An 11,928-nucleotide genomic window follows, 5' to 3' on the forward strand; every position below is an offset into this window, starting at 1 on the left:
GGATCGGTCAGCCGGCGAGCAGCTCGCGGGCGCCGCGCATCCGGGTCCGCAGCAGGCCGGCGGCTCGTGAGCTGTCCAGCCGCACCTCGCCGGGCCGTCCCGCCCCGGCCTCGACCCGGGGGGCCGTCCGCAGCCCGGTGGCGTCCAGGCCGTACCGCTGCGCCACCAGCCGGCCCAGCGCGGGCCGGCTCAGCGCGTCCGCACCGGCCACGTTCAACACACCGGCGTACGACGACGACACCAGCTCCCGGACCGCGGCGGCAAGGTCGGTCACCCCCACCGGGCAGCGGATCTCGTCCGAGAACAGCCTCGCCGAACCGGTCAGCGCGTCGAGGCAGAGCTGGACCTGTTTGCTGCGCCGGTCACCGATGATCAACGAGGTGCGTACCAGCACGGCACCCGGATGGACCAGCCGGACCGCCGCCTCGGCCGCGGCCTTCGCGGCACCGTAGGCGTTGACCGGGGACGGCGGTTCGTCGTCGCCGTACGGATCGGGCCGGCCGGCGTGCAGGGCGTCGGACGACAGGTGCACCAGCCGGGCCCCGACCCCGGCGGTGGCCAGCGCGACATGCCCGGCCCCGTCCGCGGTGGTCGCCCAGTCGAGGGTGTCGTACGCGGTGTTCACGACCGCGTCCGGACGTACCTCGGTCAGCAGCGCGCCGACCGCGGACCGGTCCCGGACGTCCAGCCGGCGGCTCTCGACGCCGGGAAGGTCGGGGGCGACCCGCCGGTACGTGCCGACCACCCGCTCCCCCGCCGCGACCGCCTGCCGGCACAGCTCAGCGCCGAGATACCCGCTCGCGCCCACCACGAGCACGGTCACGGCCGCCTCAGGTGGGGTCGGCCACCGGGGCGGCCGGACCGGCCGTACCGGCGTGCGGCGCGGCGGCCGGCTTCGGCTTGGCGTCGATGCCCGCCTCGGCCCGCTGCTGCGCGGTGATCGGCGTGGGCGCGCTGGTCAACGGGTCGAACCCGCCCCGGGTCTTCGGGAACGCGATGACCTCACGGATCGAGTCCGCACCGGCCAGCAGCATGCAGACCCGGTCCCAGCCGAAGGCGATACCGCCGTGCGGCGGCGGGCCGTACTTGAACGCCTCCAGCAGGAAGCCGAACTTGTCCTGCGCCTCCTCCGGGGTGATCCCGAGCAGGTCGAACACCCGGCGCTGCACGTCGCCGCGGTGGATACGGATCGAACCGCCGCCGATCTCGTTACCGTTGCAGACGATGTCGTACGCATACGCCAGCGCACGGTCCGGAGCGGACTCGAACCGGTCCATCCAGTCCGCGTTCGGCGAGGTGAACGGGTGGTGGACGGCGGTCCAGCCGCCCTCGTCGGTCCGTTCGAACATCGGCGCGTCGACCACCCAGCAGAACGCCCAGGCGCTCTCGTCGATCAGCTTGGCCCGCCGGGCGATCTCCACCCGGGCCGCGCCGAGCAGTTCCTGCGCCTCCCGGGCGTGCGTGGCGGCGGCGAAGAAGATCGCGTCGCCGGGCTTGGCGCCGACCGCGTCGGCGAGTCCACCGAGGTGTTCCGGCGACAGGTTCTTGGCCACCGGCCCGCGCGGCTCGCCGGTCTCGGCGTCCAGCACCACGTACGCGAGGCCGCGCGCGCCACGCGCCTTGGCCCAGTCCTGCCAGCCGTCCAGCTCCTTGCGGCTCTGGGCGGCACCGCCGGGCATCACCACCGCGCCCACGTACCCGCCGGCGTCGATCGCCTGGGCGAACACCCGGAACTGCGTGCCGCGCAGGTAGTCGGTCAGCTCGGTCAGCTCGACGCCGTACCGCAGGTCCGGCTTGTCCGAGCCGTACCGGGCCATCGCGTCGTGCCAGGTGATCCGCGGGATGGGCCGGGGGATCTCGTGGTCGGCCAGGTCGGACCAGAGCGCCGCGACGATCTGCTCGCCGAGATCGATCACGTCGTCCTCGGTGACGAACGACATCTCGATGTCCAGCTGGGTGAACTCCGGCTGCCGGTCGGCCCGGAAGTCCTCGTCCCGGTAGCAGCGGGCGATCTGGTAGTACCGCTCCATGCCGCCGACCATCAGCAGCTGCTTGAACAGCTGCGGGGACTGCGGCAGCGCGTACCAGGTGCCGGGCTGGAGCCGGACCGGCACCAGGAAGTCCCGGGCGCCCTCGGGGGTGGACCGGGTCAGCGTCGGGGTCTCGATCTCCAGGAAGTCGTGCTCGTGCAGCACCCCCCGGGCGAGCTGGTTGGCCCGCGAACGCAGCCGCATCGCCCGCGCCGGGCCACCGCGCCGCAGGTCGAGGTAGCGGTACCTGAGCCGTACGTCGTCACCGGCCTCGACCTGGTCGTCCACCGGCAGCGGCAGCGGCGCGGCCTCGGACAGCACCTCCAGCTCGATGGCGGTCACCTCGACCTCGCCGGTCGGCAGCTCCGGGTTCTCGTTGCCCTCGGGCCGCCGGGTCACCTCGCCGGTGACCCGGACGCAGAACTCGTTGCGCAGCGCGTGCGCGTCCTCCTCGCGGAACACCACCTGCGCCACGCCGGAGGCGTCGCGCAGGTCGACGAAGATCACCCCGCCGTGGTCGCGCCGGCGGGCCACCCAGCCGGCGAGGGTCACCGTGCTGCCGGCGTCCGTCGCGCGCAGGCTCCCGGCGTTCTGGGTACGGATCACGGGAAGCGTCTCCTCATCGTGGAACGGTCTGCCCCCGCATTCTGTCAGGACGGCCGGACGGTTCCGGCGGCTACCCGGCACGCCCGCTGGAGCCCGGCGCCGGATGCCGGGGACCGGACCGGGCGGGCCTTCCCGAGGACACCCCGCCCGGCGCCGACGCCTCGCGATCAACCGATCCGGTGGATTGGAATCGACCGATCCGGTGGATCGGAGTGGTCGACCGATCGGTCGAATGCGATTGCCGATCCGGCCAATTCACCGAACCGTCGCCAATCCGGTTCGATCGGCCATCACGGTTCGACCAAGCCGGCGGAGAATCAGCCTGGAATATTCCAGGCCGTCAGCCTCAGCGTGACGGAACCATCGTTTCCTTCACCGGCGATCTCCGCGAGCACCATTATCCAGGGCCGCCCGCCGGCCTGTGCCGCCGAATAGTTGGTGGTGGCGCAGAAGGCAATTCCCTTGCGTACCGGAATGCTGGCCTCCTCGGCGATCGGCGCCTTCCGGATCTGCTGGCCGCACTCCTGCGGTGTCATCCCCGGTTCGGCCGCCTGACTGCCTTCGACACCGTCGCCCAGACGGAGCGTCGACGGGTCCGTCGCGCAGCCCCGGTGGAAGGTGAGGTCGCTGCCTTCCGAGGGGATGTTGGCCCGGGGCTCGTCGAGGTCGACGTCCATGCTGTAGCCGCACCGCGCGGTCAGGGTGAGCGTCTGGTCCTGGTATCTCGGGTCATAGGCGGTCCGGCCGGTCAACTCGGGCGGAGTGCCCGGCGATCGGGGAACGTCCAGATCGGTCGGTGATGGTGGGTTCGACTCCTCCGTCGCATTGCCCTGTGGTGGTGTCGCCGGATCCCCCGGCGCGGACGGCCCGGGCTGCTGCACGCCCCGGGACAACGCGATCGACTTGGCGTCCTTGGCCTGGTCGAGCGCGCGCCACGCCACCACGAGCGAGCCCACGGCCAGCAGCAGCGCCAGGACCGCGGCGCTGACGACCACCAGCGGACCGAGCCGGGACCGGCCGGCGGCCTGGCCGGGCCCGGTATGGCCGGAGACGCTGGATGCCGAAGCGGGCCCGGGGAAAATGCCGGGCCCAGGGGGCGGAATGGCGCCCGGTGCGCCCGGTCCAGAGGCAGAACCCGGAGACTCGTCAGCCATACGTGTACTCCAAACACTGGTCAGGCGAATAGGTTGGGCGGCCGTTTATTTCACAGTGTCCTCGGATCCGCTATCGGGAATCTGACAGCGCACCCCCAGCAATTCTCTCCGACTCACTTGATGATAGAAACGGCTGTCGCAAATACACACGAGAAAACCCGGGAGAATCGTGCCGGAGAACCAATCCCACCAATCCGCCACGGGACCGGCGAACACGCACCCCGCCAAGCGACGACGTGGTTGGGTCAGAGCGGATCGCATCGCGCTGGCCGGCGTCCTGGTGACGGCGGCCGCCGGCATTCCCGCCTACCTCGCGCTCACCGGGCACGACGCCGACCCAACGCCCACCCTGTCAGCGCCGGTCTCGGTGTCGCCGAACATCGTCGAGTCGACGGGGGGTACCGGGCCATTGCCCGGACCGAGCGGACCGACGGCCAGGCCCGGGGGCGTCCACCTGGACGCGCTGCCCGTGGAGGCGGGTGGTGGCAACCTGACTGATTTGCCGCGTCCGTTCCGAAACCAGCCCGGCTACGATCGCCCGGTCACCATCAGCTGCCCGAGCAACGCGGGCAGCGACCTCTACCGGGAGGTCACGTACCTGCTCAAACAGGAGTACGTGGACCTGTCCGCCATGGTGAAGCCGTACTTTCCCAGCACCGACGACCAGGACAGCCGGGTCTACGTCACGGTGTACCTGGCCCTACCGCAGCGGGACGGCACCTTCGTGGTGAACACCGCGGGCAGACAACTCGACGCGTTGATGACCGCCCCACAGCCGCTGACCTCCGACGTGTCGGGTGCGGAGAAGCTCACCATCCGGGTGCAGTGTCAGGCACCGCACGGGGCGGTCGTGCTCACCGACGGATTCGTCGCGAGCGGATGATCCGGTACCGGGCATCGTCGCCGGAAACGATCGAGCCGCCGGACGGGGGTCCGACGGCTCGATCGGTTGGGGTGGTGCGGTCGACGCAGTGGCTTGGCTGACGCGGTTGGACCGGTTACCCGGGGATCAGTAGACGCTCACGCCGTACACGCTCAACGGCTCGGTGACCGGCTGGAAGTACGTCGTCCCGCCGGACGAGCAGTTGCCGTTGCCGCCGGAGGTCAGGCCCAGCGCGACGCTGCCGGCGAAGAGCGAGCCGCCACTGTCGCCGCCCTCGGCGCAGACGTTGGTGCGGATCAGGCCGGAGACGCTGCCCTCGGCGTAGTTCACCGTGGCACCGGTGGCGCCCACCGTCCCGCTGTGTACGCCGGTGGTGCTGCCGCTGCGCTTCACGGCCTGGCCGACGTACGCGTTGCCGGCGCTGGTGATGTCCTGGTAGCTGCCGTTGTACAGGTACACGTCGCCGGGCGGGGTGGTCCCGTTGGTGTACCGCACGATGCCGTAGTCGTTACCGGGGAAGCTGGTGCCGGCCCGGGTGCCCAGCGTGGTGGTGTGGCTGGAGTTGGAGTACCAGGTCGAGCCGAGGTTGGTGCAGTGCCCGGCGGTGAGGAAGTAGTACGTGCTGCCGCTGCGGACGTTGAAGCCCAGTGAGCAGCGGTACGAGCTGACGTAGATGGCCTGGCCACCGGAGAGCCGCTTGCTCAGCACGCCCGGCTCGGACACCAGCCGGGCGGTCCCGCCGAGCTTGCCGACCGCGGTCCGCACCTGCGCCAGCTTGGCGCCGGTCACGGTGCTGTCGTACGAGACCACGACCTGGTTGCTGGCCGGGTCGATCCACCAGGCGGTGCCGGGCACCTTGGCGGTGGCGTCCAGCGTGCCGGTGGCGGCCTTCAGTTCCGACGCGCTGTGCGTGACGAGCCTCGGGGTGGCGCCGGCGGCGCGCACCTCGCGGGCGGCGGTCGCGTCGGTGACGGCGACGATCATCTTGCCGGACGCGTCGGCGTAGCTGCCGGCGGCCCGGTCACCGAGCCGCTGGGCGAGGGCCGCGGCGGCGTCGGGGGATGCGTTGCCGGCCGGCGCGGCGCTGGCGGGCGCGCCAGCCAACGCACCAGCGACGAGGGAGCCGGCTGCCGCGGTGATGGCGAGACGGCGGAGCGTAGACCTCATGGGTCCCATGCGGGGCCTCCCGTTTGGGGGGATGGACGAACGTGCCGGGGGTTGACACGTCCCACCCGGCGCGGCGATCGGGGGTGCCGCCCGAGTGAGGAGAAGTATTCACATGTTTGAGATCATCTTCAATACGTTGCCGTTACGAAAATATTTCCGCCCTGACGTTTGCTGTCATACTTGCCACCCTCGATGAAGCCTCGCTAGCATTAGCCCGTTCCGACCCTCACTGACGGAGAAACCGCAGGCAGGGACGGCGATGCCACTTTCATTGAAATCATCAAGGCCAATGCGCGAAGCGCGCCAAGGACGGCGTCGTACCACGTCGTGAGACCGCCTCGTTACCATCATTTCCACCCCTCGCGCCTCCGGTCTGTCGCGCCCGGCAACCCCATTCCGGATCCCCGTCCGGCGCGGTTCGGGACACCTCGGCCGGCCCGCCGGCACCTCTTGGACAGTCAGCTCCCGGTGGCAGCGGAACAGTCCTCGGCACGCCGGTTGGCTCGCCGTCGCCGCCGGGTGCCAAGCTGGCCGACATGACGCAGACCGAGCCCGACGTCCGGACCCGCACCTTCTCCTGGCCCGACCCCGCGCTCAGCGCCGCGCACCTCGGCCGACGGGCCGGACTGGACCTCCTGCGCGCGATGAGCGCCGGCGAGATCGCCACTCCCCCGGTGATGCACCTGCTGGGGGTGGAGCGGCTGACGGCCGACGAGGGGCACGTGGTGGTCGAGATGGAACCACGCGAGTTCCACTACAACCCGCTCGGAACGGTCCACGGGGGCATCCTGTCCACCCTGCTCGACACCGCTGCCGGCTGCGCGGTACACAGCACGCTGCCGGCCGGCGTCGGCTACACGTCGCTGGACCTGAGCGTCAAGTTCCTCCGCCCGGTCACGGTGGCGTCCGGCATGCTGACCTGCGTCGGGACCGTCCTCCAGCGAGGCCGCCGGACCGCCCTGGCCGAGGCGCGGCTGACCGACGGAACCGGCCGGCTGGCCGCGCACGCCACCTCGACCTGCCTGATCTACGCCACCGACACCCCACCCGCCTGACCAGCACCCGCCCACCCCGCGCCGCCCGGGCCGGTCGAACCCGAAGGTTCCGCCAGGCCGCCCACCACCCGCCCAACCCCCACCGCGCGAACGGCCGGATCGGAACGTTCCGCCAGACGGCCCACCACCCGCCCAACCCTCACCGCGCGAACGGTCGGATCGGAAGGTCCCACCCGCCCACCCCTCACCGCGCGAACGGTCGGATCGGAAGGTCCCACCCGCTCACCCCTCACCGGCGGAACCTTCCCCCCGAACCCCGAACCCCGAACCCCGAACCCCGAACCCCGAACCCGTCAGCCGATGACCGGCCGCAGATCCGCCTCCGGCACGACCCACCCGTCCGCCGTGGCCTCGACCTGCTCCCCGGACCGGATGTCCTTGACCTCGTCGGCCGCGCCGTCCAGGCCCGGGAACCAGACGTACGGGATGCCCCGCCGCTCGGCGTACCGGATCTGCTTGCCGAACTTCGCCGCGCTCGGCGACACCTCGGTGGCGATGCCGCGCCGGCGCAGCACGCCGGCGATCCGCTCGCTCGCCGCCCGGTGTTCCTCGGCGGCCACCGCCACCACCACGCAGGTGGGCACCGACCGGGACACGGACAGCTCACCGGCACCGAACAGCAGCCCCAGCAGCCGGCTCACCCCGATCGAGATGCCCACCCCCGGGTACGCCACCGAGGCCGAGCTGACCAGGTTGTCGTACCGGCCGCCGGAGCAGACCGAGCCGAACCGCTCGTACCCGCGCAGTTGGGTCTCGTACACGGTGCCGGTGTAGTAGTCGAGTCCGCGGGCGATCCGTAGGTCCGCCACGCACAGGCCGGGCGCGTGCGCGGCGGCCGTCTCGACCACCCGGACCAACTCCTCCAGCCCTTCGTCGAGCAGTTCGTGCCGGACGCCCAGCGCCCGTACGGCGTCCGCGAACGACGCGTCCGGCGCGGAGATCTCGGCCAGCGCCAGGCACGCCTTCGCCTGTGCCGGGGTCGCTCCCGCGGTCTCCACCAGCAGGTCCGCCACCCGATCCGGGCCGATCTTGTCGAGCTTGTCCACCGCTCGCAGGGCGGCGGCCGGGTCGGTCAACCCGATGCCCAGGTAGAAGCCCTCGCAGACCTTCCGGTTGTTGACCTGGATCACCACCGGCGGGATCGGCAGGCCACCGAGGGCGTCGCCGACGACCAGCGGCAGCTCCGCCTCGTAGTGGCCGGGCAGGGTGTCCCGGTCCACGATGTCGATGTCGGCCTGCAGGAACTCCCGGTAGCGCCCCTCCTGTGGGCGTTCGCCCCGCCACGCCTTCTGGATCTGGTAGCGCCGGAACGGGAACTGCAGCTTGCCGGCGTTCTCCAGGACGTACCGGGCGAACGGCACGGTCAGATCGAAGTGCAACCCGAGGGCGGCGTCGGAGGAGTCGTTGTCGTCGGCCTGGAGCCGGCGCAGCACGTACACCTCCTTGGAGGTCTCACCCTTGCGGAGCAGTTGGTCCAGGGGCTCCACCGAGCGGGTCTCCAGCGGCGCGAAGCCGTACAGCTCGAAGGTGTCGCGGATCCGGCCGATGACGTACTGCTCGATCATGCGTTGCGGTGGCAGCCACTCGGGGAAGCCCGAGATCGACGTGGGCTTGCTCATCATTCTCCGTTCGGATCCCGGCGGTGGCCGGGGTGGTCGGCGCGCGGTGGCCGCGCGGGGAAGCTCGCCCCGACGTCCCCGGCCGCCGGGGTGGCCGCGCGGGAACGTCGGTGGGCACGACTCCACGAGGTACGCGGAGTGCGCCGGCGGATCGGTGCGGGGGCGCCGGGTCAGCGCCGGGGTGGGGTCGGGCCGCGCTGCGGCGCGGTGACGCCCTAGAGCCCCCGTGCGGGCGCCGGTCGCCCGCCGTCGTGCCCCATGACCTGCCGCAGGTACGGGTTGGTCGCCCGTTCCCGGGCGATGGTCGTCTGCGGACCGTGGCCGGGCAGCACGACGGTGTCGTCCGCCAGCGGGAGGATCTTCTCCCGCAGGCTGGTCAGCATCGCCGGCATGCTGCCGCCCGGCAGGTCGGTGCGTCCGATGGAACCGGCGAACAGCACATCGCCGCTGAGGCACAGCTGCTCGGCGTCCCACTGTGAGCCGGCGGCCGGCATCCGGAACAGCACCGACCCGCCGGTATGGCCCGGCGCGTGGTCGACGGTGAGTTCCAGGCCGGCCAGGCTGAGGGTCGCCCCGTCGGTCAGCTCGGCAACGTCCTCCGGCTCGGTGTACGGCAGCCGCCCGCCGAACAGCCCGGCCAGGTCCGCCGAGAGCCCCTTCGCCGGGTCGGCCACCATCTCCCGGTCGGCCGGATGGACGTACGCGGTGATCCCCCGCGCTCCGCAGACCGGCGCCACCGAGAAGCAGTGGTCGAGGTGCCCGTGGGTCAGCAGGACCGCGGCGGGATGCAGCCGGTGCTCGGTCAGCAGGTCGTCGAGGCGGTCGAGGACGCCGATGCCCGGATCGACCACCACGCACTGCTCCCCCGGCGCCGTGGCGACCAGGTAGCAGTTGGTGCCGAAGGCGTCGGCGGGAAACCCGGCGACGAACACGTCCGCATCCCCTCGTAGCGTCTGCGTCTTCCGACGCGAGCCTATCCGCTCACCCCCCGGCCTTCCGTCACCGGCCGCCCGCGGGGCCGTCCCGAGCCGCCCAACCGACCGACGGTGACAGCGTCCAGACCGTGCGACCGGCCGGGGGCGCGGACGGCCGGTCGCGTACGGCCTGACATCATTCGATACCGCACGGCACACCTCGTACACCATTTTCCCAGCGGTAACCCGTACACTCTGGCGGGCGTGTGGCGTGGCGCACTCGAATTCCGGGGCGGCCCACACAGCCGCGCCGGTGACGGACAGGTGAGCGAGAGGGGACGGCGGGTGCCTTCCAGCAGGGACCGGCAGCGCAAACTGGCGCGCGCCAAGCTCGACCGGCAGATGGCCCGCCGGGCCGCGTCGTTGCGGCGTCGACGCCGCATCCAGGCCGGCGTGGGAGCCGTGGTCGCGCTGCTGTTGATCGGTGGGGGTTCGGCGTGGGCGCTGGGCGCCTTCGACAGCAAACCGAAGAACACCGCCGAGGATGTCTGCACCTGGACTCCGGTCGACACCGCCACCAACCCGAACGCCAAGGACGTCGGCCGGCCGCCCACCACCGGCCTGCCGACCAGCGGCACCCGGCCGATGACGATCACCACGAACCAGGGTGCGCCGGTCACCGTCTCCCTCGACCTCACCACCGCCCCGTGTGCCGGCGCGAGCTTCGCGTACCTGGCCAGCAGCAAGTTCTTCGACAACACGAAGTGCGCCGAGATCACCACCGAGGGGGCGGTCCGCTGCGGTGACCCCGGCGACAGCGGACAGGGCGGGCCGACGTACTCGTTCTACAACGAGAACGTCCCGGCGGCGCCCGAGGCCAGCCCGTCCGCCGACCCGTCGGCGAGCCCTTCCGCGAGCGCGTCGGCCAGCCCGTCCGCCAGCCCGTCGGCGAGTGCGCCACCGCAGCAGGCTCCGTTGTACCCGGCCGGGACCGTGGCCATGGTCAACACCCCGCCCGGGGTCAGCGGCAGTCAGTTCCTGATCTTCTTCAAGGACTTCATCACCTCCTCGCCCAGCTACTCGATTGTCGGGACGGTCACCTCCGGTCTGGACGTGATCAAGAAGATCGGTGCCCTCCCGACCGTGGACAATGGGAAGGGTGCCAAGGTGAAGCCCAAGAACGACGTGGTGATCCAGAGCCTCACGGTGGGCGAACCGGATTCGGCCACCCCGGCCACCGGGACGCCCGCCACCCCGGCCAACGGGGGTACGCCGACCGGCGTACCGTCGGCCACCCCCACAGCGAGCGCCAGCAGCCGGTCCTGACCGCTCGGCCGGCGCATCACCCAGCAGCACACGGACACGTCCAGGAGGAGCCACCGTGACGTCCACGAGAGAGCGGCAGCGCGCCGCCGCGAAGGCGCGGCTGGAGAAGGAGATGCAGGAGCGCGCCGAGCAGGCGCGGCGGCGCCGGCGGACGCGGAACCTGACGGCCGGCGGCGTGGTGCTGCTCCTGGTCGTGGCGGGCGGCGTGTGGGCGCTGGTGGCCATGAACGACGACTCGGGCAAGAAGAACACCGCGGCCGACAGCGGAATGACGCAGTGCACCTGGACCCAGCTGACCGGCCAGGAGAAGTCCCCGCAGGTCAAGGACGTCGGCCTCCCGCCGACGTCGGTGCCGAAGACCGGCACCGACGTGCTGACCATCGACACGGGCCTCGGCCCGATCAAGGCGAAGGTCGACCGGGCCGCCACGCCGTGCACGGCGGCCAGCTTCGAGTACCTGGCCAGCAAGGACTTCTGGGACAACACCAAGTGCCACCGACTGGTCACCCAGGGCATCCAGGTGTTGCAGTGCGGCGACCCGAGCGCCACCGGCAAGGGTTACCGGCAGACCGACGGGCAGGGCGGCCCCAGCTACCGGTTCGCCGAGGAGAACCTGCCGACCGACAAGCGTCCGCCGTACCCGGCGGGGGTCATCGCGATGGCCAAGACCCAGGCGCCGAACAGCACCGGCAGCCAGTTCTTCATCGTGTACGGCGACTCGCAACTCGACCCCAGCTACACCGTGCTCGGCACCATCACCCAGGGCATGGATCTGGTCAACGAGATCGCCAAGGCCGGTGACGACGGCGCCTTCGGGGCTCAGGCCGGCGGCGGCCACCCGAAGAAGGAGGTCCTGATCAAGGACCTCACCATGACCCAGTCGTAGCAGTCGGGCTCGGAGTTGTGCCGGGCCAGCAGTTGGGCCCGGAGTTGTGCCGGGCCAGCTGTTAGGCCCGGGTTGTGCCGGGCCCACCCACTCTGGGCGGTCAGGCTTGATCCCGCCGTGGGCGGGCCCGGCACAACCCTGTCACTCGGCCAGAGCGGCCCGGCACAACCCTGTCACTCGGCCAGAGCGGCCCGGCACACCCCGGTCGCTCGGCGCCGAGCGGCTCGGTACACGCTCGTGTCGTGGGTGGCCGCAGCGCCTCGCCGACCGGACGTGGTTGGGTTCCGC

The 11,928-nt window shown here is 71.5% G+C and carries 10 protein-coding genes; 4 read left to right on the forward strand and 6 right to left on the reverse strand.

The features are described from left to right. Nucleotides 1-7: 7 nt before the first annotated feature. The 3 genes from ACXN5W_RS00295 to ACXN5W_RS00305 all read right to left on the reverse strand — a co-directional run bounded on the left by ACXN5W_RS00295 (nucleotide 8) and on the right by ACXN5W_RS00305 (nucleotide 3,631). Nucleotides 8-823: an SDR family oxidoreductase gene (locus tag ACXN5W_RS00295; RefSeq protein ID WP_473156043.1), complete on the reverse strand. Its 816-nt coding sequence runs from the start codon at nucleotides 821-823 to the stop codon at nucleotides 8-10. 7 nt (nucleotides 824-830) lie between these two features. Next, nucleotides 831-2,636 carry an aspartate--tRNA ligase gene (gene aspS, locus ACXN5W_RS00300; RefSeq protein WP_473156044.1) on the reverse strand — a complete coding sequence of 602 codons (1,806 nt, stop codon included), beginning with the start codon at nucleotides 2,634-2,636 and terminating at the stop codon, nucleotides 831-833. A gap of 317 nt (nucleotides 2,637-2,953) precedes the next feature. After that, the gene (locus ACXN5W_RS00305; RefSeq protein WP_473156045.1) at nucleotides 2,954-3,631 is read right to left on the reverse strand and encodes a hypothetical protein; all 678 of its coding nucleotides are present in this window, start codon (nucleotides 3,629-3,631) and stop codon (nucleotides 2,954-2,956) included. A gap of 328 nt (nucleotides 3,632-3,959) precedes the next feature. Here ACXN5W_RS00305 and ACXN5W_RS00310 point away from each other — a divergent pair, with 328 nt between their 5' ends. After that, on the forward strand, nucleotides 3,960-4,673 hold the full coding sequence (locus tag ACXN5W_RS00310) for a hypothetical protein (protein WP_473156046.1): 714 nt from the start codon (nucleotides 3,960-3,962) through the stop codon (nucleotides 4,671-4,673). A 126-nt stretch (nucleotides 4,674-4,799) separates the two neighbouring features. On the opposite strand, the gene ACXN5W_RS00315 is transcribed toward ACXN5W_RS00310, so the two are convergent. Continuing rightward, nucleotides 4,800-5,849, reverse strand: a complete 1,050-nt coding sequence (locus ACXN5W_RS00315) for a S1 family peptidase (protein WP_473156047.1) — start codon at nucleotides 5,847-5,849, stop codon at nucleotides 4,800-4,802. A 527-nt stretch (nucleotides 5,850-6,376) separates the two neighbouring features. On the opposite strand from ACXN5W_RS00315, the gene ACXN5W_RS00320 reads away from it, so the two are divergent. Next, nucleotides 6,377-6,895: a PaaI family thioesterase gene (locus tag ACXN5W_RS00320; protein WP_473156048.1), complete on the forward strand. Its 519-nt coding sequence runs from the start codon at nucleotides 6,377-6,379 to the stop codon at nucleotides 6,893-6,895. Between the two features lie 293 nt (nucleotides 6,896-7,188). On the opposite strand, the gene hisS is transcribed toward ACXN5W_RS00320, so the two are convergent. After that, nucleotides 7,189-8,514, reverse strand: a complete 1,326-nt coding sequence (gene hisS / locus ACXN5W_RS00325; RefSeq protein ID WP_473156049.1) for a histidine--tRNA ligase — start codon at nucleotides 8,512-8,514, stop codon at nucleotides 7,189-7,191. A 215-nt stretch (nucleotides 8,515-8,729) separates the two neighbouring features. Continuing rightward, nucleotides 8,730-9,446, reverse strand: coding sequence for an MBL fold metallo-hydrolase (locus ACXN5W_RS00330; protein WP_473156050.1), 717 nt, complete (start codon nucleotides 9,444-9,446; stop codon nucleotides 8,730-8,732). Nucleotides 9,447-9,773: 327 nt separating this feature from the next. On the opposite strand from ACXN5W_RS00330, the gene ACXN5W_RS00335 reads away from it, so the two are divergent. Next, complete coding sequence (locus ACXN5W_RS00335) at nucleotides 9,774-10,754, forward strand: peptidylprolyl isomerase (RefSeq protein ID WP_473156051.1); 981 nt, start codon at nucleotides 9,774-9,776, stop codon at nucleotides 10,752-10,754. A 55-nt stretch (nucleotides 10,755-10,809) separates the two neighbouring features. Then, nucleotides 10,810-11,640 (forward strand): peptidylprolyl isomerase, encoded by an 831-nt coding sequence (locus tag ACXN5W_RS00340; RefSeq protein WP_473156052.1) that lies wholly within the window; start codon nucleotides 10,810-10,812, stop codon nucleotides 11,638-11,640. The last annotated feature ends 288 nt before the right edge of the window (nucleotides 11,641-11,928 follow it).

It is taken from the genome of Plantactinospora sp. A48 (genome assembly GCF_055793945.1).